Genomic DNA, 19,082 nt, shown 5'->3' with positions numbered 1-19,082 from the left:
CGGCGACCCTGTGGGAGGGTCGCCGCCTTCTGGGAGACGGGCCGCAGGGAGGGGGGAGGGTAGCGGCCCGTCTGTGGGAGGGAGTTCCCGGTCTTACTGGACCGAGGCGCTCGCCTGCGTCGTCATCACGGCGGCCAGTTCGGTGCCGAGGGACTTGGCGGCGAGGTTGAACTTCTTCGCGGCTTCCGACCGGTTGCGGGCGTCGCACAGGGCTTCACCCAGGGCGATGTTGCGTTCGGCCTTGCGGGCGGCTTCCGGCTGGGCGGAGGCGGCCAGCGTGCGCAGCTTCACCGGAGCGACGGCGCAGGTTTCGGCATCGTTGGCGAGGGCCGGAGCAGCGACGAGGGTGAGGCTGGCGGCCGAGAGGGCGGCAGCGACGGTCATCTTGATGGCGCGCATGACTTGATCCTTTCAACCAGCGGCAGGCAGGCATCTGAAACGGGCCGGCTGCCGGTGCCCCCCTGATTTTCCCGGACGATACCGGGCTTGAACCGAGCGGCACTCAATTCGATGATGTTGAATTAAAGTTCCACTCAGTTCCCGTCAATGGGAAAATTGAGTGCCACGCAGTTTTTTGCAGCATGCCATGCTGCGATGCAACATTCATTGCCGGATTCATCATAAAAAATGCAATAAAACAATGATGTTATTCGCGCCTATGAATTCTGCTATGCAGCAATGGCTGGCGCTGCCCTGCGCTTTTTGCATGGCTGAACCTAGGCCGGCGGCGGATTTCCGGGGTGAAATGTGAGCCCGACTCGAAAGGTGGGGCGTGTGCGGGCCGATTCGAATCCGCGCGAGACGGGCGCGCGGAAGGGCCTGATTCAGGCTTCGCCTTCGGTTTCCACCATCGCGGCCGCCAGCGCCTCGCGCGGGCCCTTGCCGCCCCACAGCACGAACTGGAACACGGGGTAATAGCGTTCGCATTCGTCGATCGCGGCATCGACCAGGGCGTGGGCCTGCGGCATGGTGAGGGCGGCGTCGTCAGGGCCATCCAGCAGCACGGCGTGCCGGAACAGGATCGCGCCGTCTGCCGACCAGATCTCGAAATGGCCGATCCACAGCTGCTCGTTCACCAAGGCGAGCGTTTCGAACAGGTTGGCCCGCGTTTCGGGCGCGACGCGCTGGGCGCCGGCGTTGATGCCGGTGAGGGCGATGAACTGGAGGACGCGGTCTTCCTCGCGCCAGAGGGCGCGCAGCTCATAATCGGACCAGCTGCCCTTGACGGTGGTGACGATCTCTTCGTCTCCATCGCGTTCGAAGGCCCAGTTGTGGCTGGCGAAATATTGTTCCAGCGTGTCGATCGGGGCGAGCGGATCGGCGCCCATGTCGAATTGCAGGCTGGTCATGCTTTGGTCCTCAAATCATTGCCCCTAGGGCTGGGGTCGCCCCCGCTCCTGCTCCACCAGATATTGCGCCGGACGCAGATGTTGGCAAGCAGCCGTGCCATCTGCGCCCTGCATTATCTGTGGATGGACTGAGCCGGCGGGGGTCGCCCCTGTTCAGCTGATGTCGATCTTCTGCGCCTTCGCGCGCGGCGCGCGATCCGGCTTTGCGGCCGGCGCTGCCGTGCCGCGAAGGGCTTCCAGTTCGGCCTTCAGGGCCTCCAGCTCGGCCTTCGCTTCGGCGGCCATGGTCTTCACCGCTTCGAACTCCTCGCGGCTGACCATGTCCATTCCGCCCATCATCTCGCGGAATCGTTCGCGCATCCGGGTCTCTGCCTCGCGGCCGGCGCCGGCCATGGTGCCCGCGACCGACGACATCAGCCGCGAGAAATCCTCGAAGAAGGGATTCTGGTTCTGCATGTCGTCTGTCACTCCAACGGTTATCGGCCCGGCTCAGGCGCCCGGATTGAGCGCCCAGATACGCCAGTTGAGCCCCAGTGCGAAGCTCAGCCACACAAGATAGGGAAGCATGAGCCACGGCGCCAGCCCGTCCACGCGGCGGGCGGCGAAGGTGGCGGCGATGGCGAGCAGCAGGATCGCGCCCAGCAGGGCCAGCGCCGGCAGGATCTGGCGCGCGCCGAAGAACAGCGGCGACCAGGCCAGGTTGAGCGCGAGTTGCAGCAGGAAGAGCGCGAGGGCGACCGTGCGGGCGCGGGAGGCGGGCGCAAGCGAGAGGCGGGCGAGGGCGACGCCCAGCAGGCTGTAGAGGATCGTCCACGCGATGCCGAACACGGGGCCGGGCGGCTGGAGCGCGGGCTTTTGCAGCGCATCATACCAGGCGCCGCCGGCCATCGGGCCGGACATCGCGGCCGACAGCGCGCCGAGCGCGTTGAGGAGGACGGCCCCGGCAAGTGCGGAGAGGAGGGGGCGCCACCTCATTCCGCGGGCGCCGGCTGCTGGCCGGATTCCTTCAGGCCCTTTTCCAGTTCCCGGCTGATCGCTTCGGGCGAGCGGGTGCGGCGCGCCAGCGCCGCGTAGAAGACGGGGATCACGAACAGGGTGAGGAGCGTCGCGAGGCTGACGCCCCACACGATCACCACGCCGATCGCCTGCCGCGACCCGGCGCCCGCGCCGCGCGCGATCATGAGGGGAACCGCCCCCGCCACGGTTGCGATCGATGTCATCAGCACCGGGCGCAGGCGGCGCTCGGACGCTTCCATGATGGCGTCGCGGAAGGCCACGCCCTCGTCGCGGAGCTGGTTTGCGAACTCCACGATGAGGATGCCGTTCTTTGCCGCGAGGCCGACGAGCATGACGATGCCGACCTGCGAATAGAGGTTGAGCGTGCCGCCCATGATCCACAGCCCGAACAGGCCGCCGCCGACGGCGAGGGGAACGGTGAGGATGATGACCGCCGGGTGGATCCAGCTTTCGAACTGCGCGGCCAGCACCAGGAACACGAGGACGATGGTGAGCGCGAGGACGACCCACAGCGACGAGCCTGTCTGCCGGAGCTGCTGGCTTTCGCCGCGATAGCCGACGGCGGTGACGGCGGGTTGCTGGAGCGCGGCATCCTCGAGGAAGTCCAGCGCCTCGCCCAGCGTGGCGCCGGGGCCGAGGTTGCCCTGGATGGTGATGGCGCGCTGCTTGTTGAAGCGGCCGAGTTCGCCCGCCTGGGCCGCTTCGCGCAGCTTCACCACGTTGGAAAGCGGGATCAGCTGGCTGGTCGTCTGGCTGCGGACATAGATGTTGGAGAGGTTGTCGGGCGTGGCGCGGTCGGCGTCTTCGGCCTGGAGGACGACATAATATTCCTCGCCCCGGTCGATGAAGGTGGTGACGCGCCGGCTGCCCATCATGGTTTCGAGCGTGGCGCCGATGTCGGCGATCTGCACGCCGAGATCCCCGGCGCGCGTGGTGTCGATGTCGACGATCAGCTGCGGGCGGGTTTCCTTGTAGTCGCTGTCGAGATCGATGACGGCGGGATTGCCTTCGGCGGCCTTGAAGATCGCGTCGCGGGCCTTCGCAAGCTCTTCGAAGCTGTTGCCGGCGATCACCAGCTGGATGGGGCGTCCGCGGCCCCGGCTGAGCGTGTTGCCGGAGGAGGCGTTGCCGCGCACGCGGGGATCCTGGCCGATGATCTTCTGGGTTTCGTCCATCACCTGCTGGGTGGTGACGCTGCGCTCTTCCCATGGGACGAGGAAGATCGTCATCCCGCCGCTGGAGAAATCCTCGGTCGCGCCGAAATTGCCGGGGGCGCGGATGATCATCCGGCGGATCGGCTGGCCTTCGCCAACCTTGGGCATCATCTTGTCCTGCAGGTCCTGCATGTAGGACTTCATCCGGTCGTAGCCGGTGCCTTCGGCGGCCTGCACATTGGCGAAGAAGTAGCCGACGTCTTCTGCCGGTGCGAGTTCGGACTGGAGCGTGGCGCCGAGGCCGAGGCAGAGCGCGACGAACCCGACGGCCGCGCCGCCCACGACCGCGGGGCGATCCAGCAGCCTGTCCAGCGCGGCGACATAGCGCCGCTGGACGCGATCGAACTGCCGGTCGAACCACTGGGTGAAGCGGTTGTGGCCGGTTTCCCGGCGCAGCAGCTTGGAGCAGAGCATCGGCGTCAGCGACAGGGCGACGAAGCCGGAGAAGGCCATGGCGCCGATCATCGCGCCGGCGAGTTCGCGGAAGAGAAGGCCGGTGTTGCCCGCGATGAAATAGAGCGGGACGAACACCGCGCAGACGACGACCGTGGTGGCGACGACGGCGAAGCCCACCTGGCGGGCGCCCTGATAGGCGGCGACGAGCGGCGGTTCGCCGCGTTCGATGCGGTAATAGATGTTTTCCAGGACCACGATCGCATCGTCGACGACGAGGCCGATCGCCAGCACGAAGGCGAGCAGGGTGAGCAGGTTCAGCGAATAGCCCAGCACATAGAGCACCGCGAAGGTGGCGATGAGGCAGATCGGAACCGTGATCGCGGGGATCATCGTGGCGCGGAACGAGCCGAGGAAGACGAAGATCACCGCGACGACAAGGATCGCGGCCTCGGCCAGCGTCTGCCAGACATTGCCGATCGCGCGTTCGATGAACTGCGAACTGTCGAAGCTGACGGCGAGTTCCATGCCTTCGGGCAGGATCGACTTCACCTGCTCCATTTCCGCCTTCACATCATCCGCGACCTGGAGCGTGTTGGCGCCGGACTGGCGCACGATGCCGAGGCCGATCGCCTGTTCGCCGTTGGAGCGGAAGAAGTTGTAGCGGTTCTCCGGCTCGAGGCTGACGCGGGCGACATCGCCCAGGCGGACGAGATAGCCATCCGGGCCGCGCCCGACGATGAGGTTGGCGAAATCCTGCGCGCTGGTGAACTGGCGGGTGATGCGGACGGTGAGGTTGGCGGCGCTGCCCTCGATCCGGCCGGCGGGCAGCTCGACATTCTGGCGACGCAGTGCGGCCTCGACATCGGAGGTGGTGAGGCCGAAGGCGATGAGCTGCGAGCGCGAGAGCCAGATCCGCATCGCCTGGCGCGCTTCGCCGCCGATCTGGACGCGGCTGACCCCGTTCACCGAGGCGAAGCGGTCGACGAGGACGCGCTGGACGTAATCCGTCAGCTGCATCGGCGTCCAATCTGGCTGGATCACGTTGATCCACAGCACCGGCTGGGCATCGACATCGACCTTGCTGATCTGCGGCGGGTCGGCGGCTTCGGGCAGCTGGTTGAGGACGCCCGCCACCCGGTCGCGCACGTCGTTGGCGGCGGCGTCGATGTCGCGGGAGGCGGCGAATTCGATGGTGATGTCGGAGCGGCCGTCGCGCGAGCGGCTGGCGATCGTCTCGATGCCTTCGATGCCGGAGATCCGGTCCTCGATGATCTGGGTGATCTGGTTTTCGACGACCTGCGCGTTGGCGCCGCGATAGGTGGTGTCGATGGAGACGATGGGCGGCTCGATCGCGGGAAGGTCGCGGACGGGCAGGCGCGTGAAGGAGACGATGCCCACCAGCAACAGGAGGAGCGACAGGACGGCGGCGAAGACGGGGCGCCGGACCGAGATGTCGGAGAGGATCATGCCGCCGGCACCGCTTCGGGGGCGTTCTTGGCCGCCGCTTCGCGCTCGACCGGCTTGATCGGGCCGGGGCCGCGGAGCTTCACCGTGCCTTCGGCGACCACCCGTTCGCCGGCCTTCAGGCCATCCAGCACCTCCACGCGGCCGTCGCGGCGGGTGCCGGCCCTGATGATGGTGCGCGACGCCTGATTGTCTTCGCTGACGCGCCAGACATAGGCGCCGCTGCCTTCGCCCACGACGGCCAGTTCCGGCACCGTCAGCGCGTCGCGCGGGTCGGACTTGATATCGACCGTCATCAGCATGCCGGGGCGCAGGCGCAGATCGGGGTTCGGCAGCACGGCGCGCGCGGTGGCCGCGCGGGTGACGGGATCGACCAGCGGATCGATGGAGGCGATCCGGCCCCGGAACTCCTCGCCGGGGAAGGCGGCGGCGCGGGCCGAGATCTCGAGCCCCGGCTTCAGCGCGGGCAGGAAGGTTTCGGGAACGGTGAAATCCAGCTTGATCCGTGAATGATCGACGATCGTGGCGACCGTGGTGCCGGCGTTCACCACCGTGCCGGGCGAGATGCGGCGGAGCGACAGATAGCCGGAGAAGGGGGCGCGGATCACCCGGTCGGCGATCTGCGAGCTGGCCTGCTGCGTCTGCGCGCGGGCGACATCGACGCTGGCCTGCTGCTCGTCGATCCGGGCCTTGGTGGCGAAGCCCTGGCCTTGCAGCTGCTTCAGCCGCGCCAGCTGCAGCTCTGCTTCCCGGAGGCGGGCCTGGCTTTCCTTGAGGTTGGCGCCCTGTTCGGAGCGCACCAGTTCGGCGATGACGGCGCCGCGCGGCACGAACTGGCCATCCGCGAAGTTGATGCGATCGATCCGTTCGGTGACGGTGGAGTTGAGATCGGCCTGTTCGTTGGCGCGGGCAGTGCCGACCGCCTCGATCGAATCGACAAGCGGGGTGTAGGCGACCTTTTCCACCACGACGGCGGGCGGCGAGCCCGGCCCGCCCTTCGCGTTTCCGCCCTTTTCGGCCGCGGCGCCGGACTTGCCCGTGATCGAATCCACCAGCGAACAGCCTGAAAGCGACAGGGCCGCGACGGACAGGAAAAGGAAGGGGCGTAGTCTGTCGGGGGTGCGGATCAAGGCGCGCGGCTCCTGAGGCTTGTGGCGGGTCCGGCCGGGGACGAGTCGAAGTCTAGGTGCGGAGCAGATGGATGCAGGATGAACGCATTGCAACATCTGTTCGGCAAGTGCGGATAAATCCGACAAATCGGACGGCTGGGCCGGAAAAATTGCGCCGAAAGCGGCGATTGCAGCACGGACCTTTGACCCACTGGCTGCCATCCACTATCTCTGCGGATAAACAGGCCCTTGCCGGCGCCGTGACAGCGGGCGGCGGGGCCTGTTCCCGGTGCAACGATCGTGGGCAGGATGTTCGATCTGGACATGCGCGGAATGCAGGCAATGGATGTGCGGGGCGGGCCTTCCGGCGAGGAGGATGGCGCCGGCGGCGACCCGGGGACGGGAACCGGTGTCGTCACGCGGACGCGGACGGAGACGCGCAAGCCTTCGCTGTACAAGGTGCTGATGCTGAACGACGACTATACCCCGATGGAGTTCGTGGTGCATGTGCTGCAGCGCTTTTTCCGGATGAGCATCGAGGATGCGACGCGGGTGATGCTGCATGTGCATCAGCGCGGCGTGGGGGTGTGCGGCATCTTCACCTATGAGGTGGCGGAAACGAAGGTTTCGCAGGTGATGGATTTCGCCAAGCAGCATCAGCACCCCCTCCAGTGCACGGTCGAAAAGGCGTGAGTTTTTTCTGGTCCCTGCGGGCGCCGCCCATCCGGGCGGCTTGCTTCCTCGCATAAGCTCGGGCGGCCGGTCGGCCTTGCGGCCGCTGCGCGGCCGGTTTTTGCCTTGGTCCCTCAGACGCCGGGCGCTCCGCATCCGCTCCGCTTGGCTTCCTCCGCTTCGCTCCGGGCGGCCGGTCGGCCTTGCGGCCTGCGGCCGGGGTGTTTCAGCCCAAATCCATCGGTGGACAATCCCGGCTGCGCAGCAGCCGCAAGCGCGACTGCGCGCCCGGAGCGGAGCGGAGGAAGCCAAGGCGGGCGGATGCCCGCCGCCCGGCGTTTGAGGGACTTAAGCAATCCCGGCCGCACAGCGGCCGCAAGCGCGACTGCGCGCCCGGAGCGGAGCGGAGGAAGCCAAGGCGGGCGGATGCCCGCCGCCCGGCGCCTGAGGGGCTTAAGCAATCCCGGCTGCCGCGCCGGGTGGCGCGAAAGCCAAGGGGAGCGGATGCGGAGCGCCGGCGTCTGAGGGCGCTTGCAAAAACGCGAAGAAATCAATACAGCCCCGCGCTTCAATCGCGAGATCTGATTGTGATCCGCCCGGCGAACATGGGCTGCCGTGGCTGATCCTGAACTCGCCCCAATCCCCGCGAGGGGAACGAAAGGAGCCGAAATGCCCAAGCTGAAGACCAAGAGCGGTGTGAAGAAGCGCTTCAAGATCACCGCGACCGGCAAGATCAAGCATGGTGTGGCCGGCAAGCGCCACCGCCTGATCAGCCACAACGGAAAATATATCCGCCAGAACCGCGGCACCAGCGTTCTGTCCGAGGCCGATACGGCCCGGGTGGTCGCCTGGGCCCCCTATGGCCTGAAGTAAGGAGCCCGGTACATGGCACGTGTGAAGAGGGGCGTTACCGCCCGTGCGCGTCATAAGCGCGTTCTTGAACAGGCGAAGGGCTATTATGGCCGTCGCAAGAACACCATCCGCATCGCGCGGCAGGCGGTCGAGAAGGCCGGCCAATATGCGTATCGCGACCGCAAGGTTAAGAAGCGGAGCTTCCGGGCGCTTTGGATCCAGCGGATCAATGCGGCGACCCGCGAGCAGGGCGTGACCTATTCGGCGTTCATGCACGCGCTCTCGAACTCTGGCCTGGAGCTGGACCGCAAGGTTCTGGCCGACCTCGCCATGAACGAGCCGGCGGCGTTCAAGGCCGTGTTTGACCAGGTGATGGCTGGCGCCAAGGCCTGATCTCGCGCGACCTGCATGAGGACATGAGGGGCGCGGGAAGGCTTTGGGCCTTCCCGCGCCCCTTTGTTTTTGCGCCCCCCGCTTTCGTTTTCCGGCCCGCCCCGCTAACCCGCCGCGCGACCGACAGAGCATAGGAACAAGCCCGTGAGCACCGACGCCCTTCGCGGCGAAACCCTCGCCCAGATTGCCGCCGCCGACACGCTGGAGGCGCTGGAGGCCGTGCGCGTGGCCGCGCTTGGCAAATCCGGCACGATCACCCAGTTGATGAAGAGCCTGGGCGGACTGCCGCCCGAGGAGCGGCTGACGGTGGCGCCAGTCTATCAGGCCCTGCGGGAAGCTGTTTCCGGGGCGCTGGAGACGAAGAAGGCCGATCTGGGGAAGGCGGCGCTGACCGCGCGGCTGGCGGCGGAGCGGATCGACATGTCGTTGCCGGCCGCGCCGCTGGTGGCGGGCAGCGTGCATCCGATCAGCCAGGTGATGGACGAGCTGTCGGAGATCTTCGCGGACCTGGGGTTTGCGGTGGCCGAGGGGCCGGAGATCGAGAGCGACTGGCACAATTTCACCGCGCTGAACATTCCGCCCGAGCATCCGGCGCGGGCGATGCACGACACCTTCTATGCGACGCCGGATGGTGGCGGTGAAAGGATGGTGCTGCGCACCCACACCTCCCCGGTGCAGATCCGCACGATGATGGCCGGGAAGCCGCCCATCCGCATCATTGCGCCGGGGCGGGTTTACCGATCCGATTCGGATGCCACCCACACGCCGATGTTCCACCAGGTGGAGGGGCTGGTGATCGACCGGGGCATCCATATGGGGCATCTGAAATGGACGCTGGAGACCTTCGTGAAGGCCTTCTTCGAGGTGGATGACGTGACGCTGCGGCTGCGGCCGAGCTTCTTTCCCTTCACCGAACCGGGGGTGGAAGTGGATGTCGGCTGTTCGTGGGAGGGCGGCACGCTGAAGATCGGCGGGACGTCTTCCTGGATGGAGATCCTGGGCGCGGGCATGGTGCATCGCCGGGTGCTGGAAAACTGCGGGCTGGATCCGGACGAGTGGCAGGGCTTTGCCTTTGGCTGCGGCATCGATCGGCTGGCCATGCTGAAATATGGGATGACGGATTTGCGCGCCTTCTTTGACGCGGACCTTCGCTGGCTGAAGCATTTCGGCTTTGCGGCGCTCGACGTGCCGACCCTGTCTGCGGGAGTGGGCGCATGAAATTTCCGTTGAGCTGGCTGAAGCGCTATCTGGAGACGACGGCGACCGCCGAAGACCTGGCGGCCGCGATGACGCGGCTGGGGCTGGAGGTGGAAGGGGTGGAAAACCCGGCCGACGCACTGAAGCCCTTCGTGATCGCGAAGGTGCTGACGGCGGAGCGGCACCCGCAGGCCGACAAGCTGCAGGTTCTGTCTGTCGATACCGGCGCCGGGGCCGGGCTTCAGGTGGTGTGCGGCGCGCCGAACGCGCGTGCTGGGCTGGTGGGGGTGTTCGGCCCCCCGGGCGCGCATGTGCCGGGGCTGGACGTGGTGCTGAAGGTGGCCGCGATCCGGGGTGTCGAATCCAACGGCATGATGTGTTCCAACCGGGAACTGCTGCTGGGCGACGACCATGACGGCATCATCGAGCTGCCGGCCGACGCGCCGGTGGGCGCGGCGTTTGCGGCCTGGGCCGGGCTGGACGATCCCGTGTTCGAGGTGGCGATCACGCCGAACCGGCAGGACTGCATGGGGGTTTACGGCATCGCCCGCGATCTGGCGGCGGCCGGGCTGGGGGCGCTGAAGCCGTTGACGCCGCCGGTGCTGGCGGAAGGCGGGCCGGTCGCGGTGGGGGTACGCACCGACGATCCCGAAGGCTGCCCGGCCTTTTATGCGCGATCGGTTTCCGGGGTGGCGAACGGGCCTTCGCCGCAATGGTTGCAGGACCTGCTGACGAAGGCGGGGCTGCGGCCGATTTCCGCGCTGGTGGACGTGACCAACTATTTCGCCATCGGCCATGGCCGGCCGCTGCATGTCTATGATGTGGCGAAGCTGAAGGGCGGGCTGGTGGCGCGCCGGGCGAAGGCGGGCGAAACGCTGGAGGCGCTGAACGGCAAGACCTATGCGCTGGACGAGGGCATGACCGTGATCGCCGACGAGGCGCATGTGCATGACATCGGCGGCATCATGGGCGGCATGGAATCGGGCGTTTCGGACACGACGACCGATGTGCTGATCGAGGCGGCCTATTTCGATCCGGCGCGGATCGGGGAGACCGGGCGCGCGCTGGGGCTGACATCGGACGCGCGGTCCCGCTTTGAGCGGGGCGTTGATCCGGCGTTCGTGGAGCCGGGGCTGAACCTGGCGGCCGCGATGGTGGCCGGGCTGTGTGGGGGACGCGTTTCGGACATCGCCAGGGCGGGTGCGGCGCCGATCGTGGCGAAGACGGTGCGGTTCGATCCGGCGCGGACGCTGGCGCTGGGCGGGCTGGATGTGTCTGTGGCGGAGCAGAAGGCAATTCTGGAGCGGCTGGGCTTTGGCGTTTCGGGCGATGTTCCCTGGGATGTGACGGTGCCGAGCTGGCGGCGCGACGTGGACGGGGCGGCCGATCTTGTCGAGGAAGTCGTGCGGCTGCACGGGCTGGACAAGGTGCAGTCTGTGCCGCTGCCGCGGGTGGACGGCGTGGCGACGCCCACCGCGACCGCTGCCCAGAAGCTGGAGCGCCGGTGCAAGCGGCTGCTGGCTTCGCGCGGGCTGGACGAGGCGATCACCTGGAGCTTCATTTCCGAAGCCGAGGCCGCGAAGTTCGGCGGTTTTCACTGGAAGCTGGACAATCCCCTGTCTGCCGAACTGGCGGTGATGCGCACCTCGCTGCTGCCGGGGCTGGTGGCGGCGGCGGAGCGCAACCTGGCGCGCGGTGCGGCCGGCGTGCGCTTCTTCCAATATGGGCGCCGTTATCTGCCGGACGGGGAGCGGCCGACGCTGTCGCTGCTGCTGGCAGGCGAGGCGCAGCCGAAGGGCTGGCAGACGGGCAAGGCGCGGAGCTTTGACGCCTTCGACGTGAAGGCCGAGGTGATCGCCGTGCTGACGGCGGCGGGCGCGCCGGTGGAGCGGTTGCAGACGGTGCAGCCGGCCAGCGGCCATTATCATCCCGGACGCTCTGCGAAGCTGGTGCTGGGCAAGGTGGTGCTGGCCGAATTCGGCGAGCTGCATCCCGACGTGCTGGGCGACCTGCCGGGCGCGGCTGCGGCGGAAATCCATCTGGATGCCGTGCCGGAGCGGCGGGGGAAGCGGGCGCGCCCGGCCTTCAGCCCGCCGGCCCTGCAGCCGGTGACGCGCGACTTTGCCTTCCTGGTGCCGGAAACCGTGCAGGCCGAAGCGCTGGTGCGCGCGGTGAAGGGCGCCGACAAGCAGCTGATCGTGGATGCGCGGCTGTTCGACCGCTTCGCCGGTGCGGGCGTGGGCGACGGGCAGGTGAGCCTGGCCGTGACGGTGACGCTGCAGCCGGTGGAAAAGACGCTGACCGACGCCGAGATCGAGGCGGTGGGCAAGGCTGTCGTGGCGGCCGCCGGCAAGGTCGGCGCGGTGCTGCGGGGGTAATCCGGACGGTGAGGCCGGCGGCTGAGCCGCCGGACCCCTGGACAGGAAACAAGGGCGGGGCCGGAACCCGCCCTTCGATGTGCCAGACGGCTATTGTGCCTGCTGGATCTGTTCCTGGCTGACCGGGATGATGCGGATTTCCACGCGCCGGTTCTGGGCGCGGCCTTCCGGCGTGTCGTTGGAGGCGACCGGCTGGGTGAAGCCGAAGCCGCGCGGCTGCATCCGGGCACGCGCCACGCCGAAGCTTTCGAGCGTGCCGGCGACTGCCCCCGCCCGCTGTTCGGACAGGCGCTGGTTGACCTCTGCCGAGCCGACATTGTCGGTGTGGCCGAAGACGCCGATGACCGTGGACGGATAGGCGTTCAGCACCTTCGCCACTTCCTGAAGCTGGCCGCGCATTTCCGGGCGGACGACATAGGAGTTGAAATCGAAGGTGATGGTGTCGGGGAAGGTCAGCTTGATCTCGTCGCCCTGGCGTTCCACCTGGATTTCGGTGCCTGCGGTGGCCTGGCGGAGTTCGCGTTCCTGCTTGTCCATGTAGGAGCCGATGCCGCCGCCCGCGATGGAGCCGACGCCCGCGCCGATGAGCGCGCCGGTGTTGCCGCCGATGAGCCCGCCGAGCAGCGCGCCGCCCAACCCGCCCGCGAGCGCGCCCTTGCCGCCGCGCGTGATCGTCTGCTGTCCGGTGACGGGATCGGTGGTGCAGCCGGTGACGAGAAGAAGCGCGGCAAGCGCCCCGCCGATCATCAGTTGCGACTTCTGCCTGCGTGCCGGGATGGCCATTTGCCTCTCTCCTCAGTCCCTGTTGTCAAGACCTGTGCTCAGCCGGTTGGCTGTGCGGCAGGCTGACGGACAGCCTGCGACCTGCCCCGGCAACAAGCTGAATAGACCGTTGAAGTTCCGCTGACTATCCCGAATGGACGGCCGCCCGGCCGGCTTGAGAAATTCTGCGGCTACCGGCATAACCCCTCCGATCATGGCCTTTCCCTGGACCGATGTCGCGATCATCCTCGCGTTGATTGCGCTGAACGGCTTCTTTGCCGGCGCCGAGCTGGCGATTGTCTCTGCGCGCAAGCCGCGGCTGTCGGTGATGGAGCGCGCGAATGTGCGCGGCGCGCGAACCGCGCTGAACCTCCAGGAGAATCCGGGGCGCTTCCTGTCTGCCGTGCAGATCGGGATCACGCTGGTGGGCGTCGCCAACGGGGCCTATTCGGGCGCGAGCCTGGCGGGCCCTGCGGCGGACTGGCTGGGATCGCTGGGGGTGCCCCCGCGCTGGTCGGGCAATGCCGGTTTCGTGCTGGTGATCGTGGTGGTGACCTATCTGTCGCTGATCGTGGGCGAACTGGTGCCCAAGCAGCTGGCGCTGCGCGCGCCGGAACGGATCGCGGTGATCGTGGCGCCGGTGATGCAGTTCGTGACCCGGCTGACGGGGCCGTTCGTGTCGGTGCTGGACGCTTCCACCGGATTCATTTTCCGGCTGATGGGGATCCGGCGGGACGCGGACAACAGCGTGACGGAGGAGGAGCTGCGCCATGTGGTGCAGGAAGCCGAAGTCGCCGGGGTGATCGAGGGCAAGGAGCGGGAGCTGATCTCGGGCATCATGCGGCTGGCCGACCGGCCGGTGCGCGGGGTGATGACGCCGAGGCCCGAGGTGGACTGGCTGGACCTGAACGCGCCTGAGGCCGAGGTGCGGGCGCGGCTGATCGCCACGCCGCACAGCCGGCTGCTGGTGGGCGAAGGCTCCATCGACCGGATTGTGGGCGTGGTGCAGGCGCGGGATGCGCTGGCCGCCCTGCTGGAGGGCAAGCCGCTGGGGCTGCCCGGGCTGGTGCGCAAGGCGCCCGTGGTGCCGGACGTGGCGGAAGCGACCGCGGCGCTGGCCGCCCTGCGCGACGCCGAGGTGCCGATGGCGGTGGTGATCGACGAATATGGCCATTTCGAAGGGGTGGTGACGCCGGCCGACCTGCTCGCGGCGATTGCGGGCGAGTTCCGTTCGGACATGGACGACCAGACCGATCCGGCGCTGGTGCAGCGCGAGGACGGCAGCTGGCTGGTATCGGGCAGCGTCGCGGCGGACGAACTGGCGGAGCGGCTGGATTTCAGGCTGGACGATGAGCGGGATTACCAGACCGTCGCCGGACTTGTGCTGGCCGAATTGCGGCACATCCCGACGACGGGTGAATCGGTGAACGCGCGCGGCTGGCGCTTCGAGGTGGTGGACATGGACGGGCGGAAGATCGACAAGCTGATCGTATCCCGTGTGGAGGTGGCATGAAGGGACTTGTCTGGGGCTTGTTCGGGCTGCTGGCGGCCTTGTGGTCGTTGTTTGCCTGGCTGCTGCACGGCATCGCCGGGGCGGGAGGCGCGGCGGTGACGACGGTGAGCCGCTGGCTGGAAATCGACCTGGCCCGGACCCAGTGGCTGGCGGACGGGCTCGCCATGGCGGGCGGGCTGGCGCAGGGGCTGGTGATCATCTTCTGGCTGATGGGCATGGGCCTGATCCTGGCCTTTGCCTGGATGGGCAGCCGCACCGTGGACGGCCTGCGGGACATGGGGGCCGAGCTGGAGCGCGACCCCGGGATGCGCGGACCCGGCGCCGTGCTGGACGGCGAACTGGTCCGCGACCCGCAGGTGAGGCGGCCGGACGACCCGGCCTGAGGGCGGTTCAGCCCTTCGCGCCCGCCTTCAGCGCCTGTTCCCAGGCCAGCTTCGCCAGCGGCTCGACCGTCGCCGACATCGCCTTGGCATGCGCGTTCGAGGCGGTGCCCCTGACCACCCGGCCGCGGATGCCATGCACGATCGCGGCGAGGCGGAACATGTTGTAGGAAATGTAGAAATCCATGTTCGCCGTGACATCGGACACGTTCCGCCCGACGGTTGCGCAATAGCGCTCCACATATTCCAGCTCGGTCGGGATGTTCATCTCGGACAGGTTGACGTCGGTGAGGCCGACCGTGCCGGTGGGCGGCATGCGGTACATCATCAGGTGATAGGAGAAATCCGCCAGCGGGTGGCCGAGCGTGCTGAGCTCCCAATCGAGAACCGCCAGAACCTTCGGCTCTGTCGGGTGGAAGATCATGTTGTCGCAGCGGTAATCGCCATGGACGACGGCGCTTTCGTCGCCGGGCGGGATGTTGGCGGGCAGCCATTCCACCAGCTTGTCCATCTCCGGCACGCGGCCGGCAGCCTCGTCCTCGAGATACTGTTTCGACCAGCGGCCGATCTGGCGGGCGAAATAATTGCCGGGCTTGCCGAAGTCGCCGAGGCCGGCGGCGACCGGGTCGATGCTGTGCAGCTGGGCGATCGTGTCGTTCATGGCGTCGAAATATTTGCGCCGCTCGGACGTGGGGACATCCGGGAAGGTGCCGTCCCAGATGATGCGGCCTTCGACGCAATCCATGATGTAGAACCAGGTGCCGATGACGGATTCATCGGTGCAAAGGCCGAAGGTTTCCGCGACGGGGAAGCCCTGCGCGAAGAGCGCGGTGATCACCCGATATTCCCGATCGACGGCATGGGCCGAGGCGATGAGCAGCCCCGGCGGCTTGCGGCGCAGCACATAGGAGCGCTTCGGGGTGATCAGCTTGTAGGTGGGGTTGGACTGGCCGCCCTTGAACTGCCGGACTTCGAGCGGGCCCTGATAGTCGCGCACATTGTCGCGCATCCAGGCTTCGAGCGCGGCCTCGTCGAAGCGGTGGGCTTCGCGCACCTCTGTCGTGCCCGAAAACTGTTCCTGGCGGCTCGCCATCCCTTGATCCTTCCCTTGGCGGCTGGCCTTCGCGGTCAGCCGTCTGCCCGTTCGCGGGCGATTTCACGCCAACCGATATCGCGGCGACAGAAGCCATCGGCAAAGCTGATCTTTTCGACGGCCGCATAGGCCGTGGCGACGGCTTCGGCCACCGTGGGGCCGGCGGCGGTGACGCCCAGCACCCGCCCGCCGCTGCTGACCAGCCGGCCATGGGCATCGAGCGCGGTGCCGGCGTGCAGCACCATCGCGCCGGTGGCTTCGGCGGCTTCGAGATTGGAGATCAGGCCGCCCTTTGCGGGCGTGCCGGGATAGCCGCGCGCGGCCACGACGACGACGGCCGCCGTGCCGGGCTTCCAGGTGGCGGCGCGGCCCGCGAGCTCTCCGCAGGCGGCTGCCAGCAGAAGCCCGGCCATATCCGTTTCGAGGAGGGCCATCAGCACCTGGCATTCGGGATCGCCGAAGCGGACATTGTATTCGATCAGCCTGGGGCCGGTTTCGGTGAGCATCAGGCCGGCGAACAGGACCCCCGTGAAGGGGGTTCCGCGCGCGGCCATCGCGTTCAGCGTGGGCTGAATGATTTCGGCCATGGTGCGGGCCTGCAGTTCAGGGGTGAACACCCGGGCCGGGGCATAGGCGCCCATGCCGCCGGTGTTGGGCCCCGTATCGCCGTCTCCTACACGTTTGTGATCCTGCGCGGCGAGCAGCGGCAGGGCGGTCTTGCCGTCGGCCAGCACGAAGAAGCTGACTTCCTCGCCCGTCATGCACTCTTCGATCACCACTTCGGCGCCGGGGCTGGCGAACAGGTCCCTGAGGGCCTCTTCGGCTTCGCCATGGGTGAGGGCGACGGTGACGCCCTTGCCCGCGGCCAGCCCGTCGGCCTTCACGACGACGGGCAGGGCATGGGCGGCCGAATAGGCCAGCGCCGGTTCCAGCGCATCGAAGCGGCGGTAGCGGGCCGTGGGGACATGGGCTTCGTCGCACAGCTGCTTGGTGAAGGCCTTGGAGGCTTCGAGGCGGGCGGCGGCGGCGCTGGGGCCGAAGACGGGAATGCCGGCTGCCCGGAGCGCATCGGAAACGCCGGCGGCCAGCGGCCCTTCCGGCCCGACGACGACGAGACCGGCGCCTTCGGCCTGCGCGAAGGCGGTGACGGCGGCCGGATCGAGGATGTCGAGCCCCGGTGCGAGCGACGCGACCTGCGCGATGCCGGGGTTGCCGGGCGCTGCGATCAGCCGGCTGCAGAGCGGCGAGGCGGCGAGTTTCAGGGCAAGCGCATGTTCGCGGCCGCCGCTGCCGAGGAGGAGGATGGGAAAGGCTGTGCTGGACATGGGCCGCCGATTAGGCGCTGTTCGCCACAGAGGGAAGGGCGCGCGGATTTGAAGTGGCCGCGAAGCGACGGTATGGCGTTCGGCATGGCTTCGCAGGCGCCCAACATTCCGGAATTTTCCGTTTCCGAACTGGCGCAGAGCGTGCGCCGGACGCTGGAGGACCGGTTCTCGCTGGTCCGGGTGCGGGGCGAGCTGTCGGGCTTCAAGGTCTATGGATCGGGCCATGCCTATTTCGACCTGAAGGATGCCGACGCCGTGCTGGCCGGCGTGATGTGGAAGGGCAATTTCCAGCGCCTGGGCTTCCGGCCGGAGGACGGGCTGGAGGTGATCGCGACGGGCAAGCTTTCGGGCTATCCCAAATCCTCCCGCTATCAGCTGGTGGTGGAGCGGATGGAGGTGGCGGGCGTCGGCGCGCTGCTGAAGCAGATCGAGGAGCGGCGGCGGCGGCTGGAGGCGGAAGGGCTGTTCGATCGCGCGGCCAAGCCGCAGCGGCCGTTCCTGCCGGCGCACATCGGGATCGTCACCTCGCCGCAGGGAGCGGTGATCCGCGACATCCTGCACCGGCTGCGCGACAGGTTTCCGCGCCGGGTGAGCCTGTGGCCGGTGCCGGTGCAGGGGGATGGCGCGGCGGCGCGGATCGCGGCGGCGATCAACGGCTTCAACGCCATGCCCGACGGGGCGCGGCCCGACCTGCTGATCGTGGCGCGCGGCGGCGGATCGATCGAGGACCTGATGGCCTTCAACGAGGAAATCGTGGTGCGCGCGGCGGCGGCGAGCCGGATTCCGCTGATTTCGGCGGTGGGCCACGAGACGGACACGACGCTGATCGATTTCGCATCGGCCTTGCGGGCGCCGACGCCGACGGCTGCGGCGGAGCTGGCGGTGCCGGTGCGCGCGGACCTGCTGGAGACGCTGGCCGACCTGGGGCTGCGGGCGCAGCGGGCGGAGCGGCGCACGCGGCTGCTGAGGGCGGAGCGTTTGCAGGCGATGGCGGCGCGGCTGCCGAGGCCTCAGGCGATCGCGGGGCTGGCGCGGCAGCGGCTGGACGACGCGGGCGAGCGGCTGCCGAGGGCGCTGATGGCGCGGGCGCGCCTGCTGGGCGCGCGGCTGGCGGCGGCGGGCGGACGGCTGACGCCCCGGCTGCTGGCGCATCATCTGGCGCGGGAGCGGGCGCTGCTCGCCTCCCCGCGGGTGACGCCAAACCCGGCGCTGCTGAGGGCGCGGCTGTCTGCCGCGCGGGCGTCGCTGGCCGCCGGATTCCGGCTGGCAGAGGGGCTGTCGCCGCAATCGGTGCTGGCGCGGGGGTTCACGCTGGTGCGGTTGCCGGACGGCGCGATCGCCCGCCATGCGGCAGACGCCGGGGCCGCGCCGCAGCTGCGGATCGTCTTTGCCGATGGCGAGGTGGTGGCGCGACCTGCCACCGTTGCCACGGCCCGTTCCCAACCGGCGGCGGAGCCGCCCCCCGGCGGGCCGCAGGGCCAGCTTTTCTGAAGGATCCGAACATGTTGAACTTTTCCGCCGGCCGGCCTGCAAGGCTTCGATATCTGTCCGGCAGCTTCAAGGTGATCGCCGACGGCGACCATGTGCTGTGCGCCGTGACCGGGCAGAAGATCCCGCTGCAGGCGCTGCGCTACTGGAGCCACGAGCTGCAGGAGCCCTATGCCTCTGCCGAGGCGGCCGCCGGCCGCTATGCCGAGGCGCGGGAAAAGGGCCTGATCTGAACATTGCGCTGCAGCATCGGGCGAATCGTATACTGTGGCGCTTGAGCAACAGGCGCGCGCAACAATCCGCCGGAAGGCGACGGCTCCTTTACAGCAAGGGGGCTTTTTGGTGAAACCGCCACCAAGCCTAAAGGCGACCGGTCGGATTGCGTCGCGTTGATGGTGCAGATGCACATTGCTGCACCCAGCGCGCGCGGACTGTTCGGGACAAGCAAAGGCGTCATCCAGGTGGAGGGATATCCGGTTC

At 68.2% G+C, this 19,082-nt stretch carries 19 protein-coding genes; 9 read left to right on the top strand and 10 right to left on the bottom strand.

Features of this window, described 5'->3' with window-relative positions; genetic code table 11:
- Nucleotides 1–93: 93 nt before the first annotated feature.
- The 6 genes from ACE3O8_RS08500 to ACE3O8_RS08475 form a co-directional block, all read right to left on the bottom strand.
- Nucleotides 94–399 (bottom strand): hypothetical protein, encoded by a 306-nt coding sequence (locus tag ACE3O8_RS08500; RefSeq protein WP_374388756.1) that lies wholly within the window; start codon nucleotides 397–399, stop codon nucleotides 94–96.
- A 425-nt stretch (nucleotides 400–824) separates the two neighbouring features.
- Nucleotides 825–1,349 carry a YbjN domain-containing protein gene (locus ACE3O8_RS08495; protein ID WP_374388754.1) on the bottom strand — a complete coding sequence of 175 codons (525 nt, stop codon included), beginning with the start codon at nucleotides 1,347–1,349 and terminating at the stop codon, nucleotides 825–827.
- Nucleotides 1,350–1,502: 153 nt separating this feature from the next.
- Complete coding sequence (locus ACE3O8_RS08490; RefSeq protein WP_374388752.1) at nucleotides 1,503–1,817, bottom strand: accessory factor UbiK family protein; 315 nt, start codon at nucleotides 1,815–1,817, stop codon at nucleotides 1,503–1,505.
- A gap of 21 nt (nucleotides 1,818–1,838) precedes the next feature.
- Nucleotides 1,839–2,324: a TspO/MBR family protein gene (locus ACE3O8_RS08485; RefSeq protein ID WP_374388750.1), complete on the bottom strand. Its 486-nt coding sequence runs from the start codon at nucleotides 2,322–2,324 to the stop codon at nucleotides 1,839–1,841.
- Nucleotides 2,321–5,443 (bottom strand): efflux RND transporter permease subunit, encoded by a 3,123-nt coding sequence (locus ACE3O8_RS08480; RefSeq protein WP_374388748.1) that lies wholly within the window; start codon nucleotides 5,441–5,443, stop codon nucleotides 2,321–2,323. Before ACE3O8_RS08480 ends, ACE3O8_RS08485 begins: the two co-directional genes overlap by 4 nt.
- Nucleotides 5,440–6,570, bottom strand: coding sequence for an efflux RND transporter periplasmic adaptor subunit (locus tag ACE3O8_RS08475; RefSeq protein ID WP_374388746.1), 1,131 nt, complete (start codon nucleotides 6,568–6,570; stop codon nucleotides 5,440–5,442). The genes ACE3O8_RS08480 and ACE3O8_RS08475 overlap by 4 nt, the downstream gene beginning before the upstream one ends.
- Before the next feature lie 312 nt (nucleotides 6,571–6,882).
- Between ACE3O8_RS08475 and clpS the strand changes: the two genes are divergently transcribed.
- The 5 genes from clpS to pheT all read left to right on the top strand — a co-directional run bounded on the left by clpS (nucleotide 6,883) and on the right by pheT (nucleotide 12,041).
- A complete protein-coding gene (gene clpS / locus ACE3O8_RS08470; RefSeq protein ID WP_374388758.1) occupies nucleotides 6,883–7,242 on the top strand; it encodes an ATP-dependent Clp protease adapter ClpS in 360 nt (119 codons plus the stop codon).
- A 648-nt stretch (nucleotides 7,243–7,890) separates the two neighbouring features.
- Nucleotides 7,891–8,094 carry a 50S ribosomal protein L35 gene (gene rpmI / locus ACE3O8_RS08465; protein ID WP_374388744.1) on the top strand — a complete coding sequence of 68 codons (204 nt, stop codon included), beginning with the start codon at nucleotides 7,891–7,893 and terminating at the stop codon, nucleotides 8,092–8,094.
- Nucleotides 8,095–8,106: 12 nt separating this feature from the next.
- Nucleotides 8,107–8,466 carry a 50S ribosomal protein L20 gene (rplT, locus tag ACE3O8_RS08460; RefSeq protein WP_374388742.1) on the top strand — a complete coding sequence of 120 codons (360 nt, stop codon included), beginning with the start codon at nucleotides 8,107–8,109 and terminating at the stop codon, nucleotides 8,464–8,466.
- Nucleotides 8,467–8,610: 144 nt separating this feature from the next.
- The gene (pheS, locus tag ACE3O8_RS08455; RefSeq protein ID WP_374388741.1) at nucleotides 8,611–9,684 is read left to right on the top strand and encodes a phenylalanine--tRNA ligase subunit alpha; all 1,074 of its coding nucleotides are present in this window, start codon (nucleotides 8,611–8,613) and stop codon (nucleotides 9,682–9,684) included.
- Nucleotides 9,681–12,041: a phenylalanine--tRNA ligase subunit beta gene (gene pheT / locus ACE3O8_RS08450; RefSeq protein ID WP_374388739.1), complete on the top strand. Its 2,361-nt coding sequence runs from the start codon at nucleotides 9,681–9,683 to the stop codon at nucleotides 12,039–12,041. The genes pheS and pheT overlap by 4 nt, the downstream gene beginning before the upstream one ends.
- Before the next feature lie 90 nt (nucleotides 12,042–12,131).
- On the opposite strand, the gene ACE3O8_RS08445 is transcribed toward pheT, so the two are convergent.
- Nucleotides 12,132–12,824 (bottom strand): OmpA family protein, encoded by a 693-nt coding sequence (locus ACE3O8_RS08445; RefSeq protein ID WP_374388737.1) that lies wholly within the window; start codon nucleotides 12,822–12,824, stop codon nucleotides 12,132–12,134.
- A gap of 193 nt (nucleotides 12,825–13,017) precedes the next feature.
- On the opposite strand from ACE3O8_RS08445, the gene ACE3O8_RS08440 reads away from it, so the two are divergent.
- Complete coding sequence (locus ACE3O8_RS08440) at nucleotides 13,018–14,316, top strand: hemolysin family protein (RefSeq protein ID WP_374388735.1); 1,299 nt, start codon at nucleotides 13,018–13,020, stop codon at nucleotides 14,314–14,316.
- Nucleotides 14,313–14,699 (top strand): hypothetical protein, encoded by a 387-nt coding sequence (locus ACE3O8_RS08435; protein WP_374388733.1) that lies wholly within the window; start codon nucleotides 14,313–14,315, stop codon nucleotides 14,697–14,699. Before ACE3O8_RS08440 ends, ACE3O8_RS08435 begins: the two co-directional genes overlap by 4 nt.
- Before the next feature lie 7 nt (nucleotides 14,700–14,706).
- On the opposite strand, the gene ACE3O8_RS08430 is transcribed toward ACE3O8_RS08435, so the two are convergent.
- The gene (locus ACE3O8_RS08430; protein WP_374388731.1) at nucleotides 14,707–15,789 is read right to left on the bottom strand and encodes a phosphotransferase family protein; all 1,083 of its coding nucleotides are present in this window, start codon (nucleotides 15,787–15,789) and stop codon (nucleotides 14,707–14,709) included.
- 35 nt (nucleotides 15,790–15,824) lie between these two features.
- Complete coding sequence (gene purD, locus ACE3O8_RS08425; protein WP_374388728.1) at nucleotides 15,825–17,114, bottom strand: phosphoribosylamine--glycine ligase; 1,290 nt, start codon at nucleotides 17,112–17,114, stop codon at nucleotides 15,825–15,827.
- Between the two features lie 84 nt (nucleotides 17,115–17,198).
- Between purD and xseA the strand changes: the two genes are divergently transcribed.
- Together xseA and ACE3O8_RS08415 are read left to right on the top strand one after the other, a co-directional pair.
- Nucleotides 17,199–18,605 carry an exodeoxyribonuclease VII large subunit gene (gene xseA / locus ACE3O8_RS08420; RefSeq protein WP_374388726.1) on the top strand — a complete coding sequence of 469 codons (1,407 nt, stop codon included), beginning with the start codon at nucleotides 17,199–17,201 and terminating at the stop codon, nucleotides 18,603–18,605.
- 11 nt (nucleotides 18,606–18,616) lie between these two features.
- On the top strand, nucleotides 18,617–18,835 hold the full coding sequence (locus ACE3O8_RS08415) for a DUF2093 domain-containing protein (protein WP_374388724.1): 219 nt from the start codon (nucleotides 18,617–18,619) through the stop codon (nucleotides 18,833–18,835).
- On the opposite strand, the gene ACE3O8_RS08410 is transcribed toward ACE3O8_RS08415, so the two are convergent.
- Nucleotides 18,802–19,082: hypothetical protein (locus tag ACE3O8_RS08410; RefSeq protein WP_374388722.1), on the bottom strand; the 281-nt coding region annotated here is incomplete at its 5' end. The genes ACE3O8_RS08415 and ACE3O8_RS08410 overlap by 34 nt on opposite strands.

It is taken from the genome of Sandaracinobacter sp., from assembly GCF_041909755.1.
GTDB lineage: Bacteria > Pseudomonadota > Alphaproteobacteria > Sphingomonadales > Sphingomonadaceae > Sandaracinobacteroides.
The sequence above is the reverse complement of the archived record's forward strand: the minus strand, read 5'-3'. Positions and strand labels throughout refer to the sequence as shown.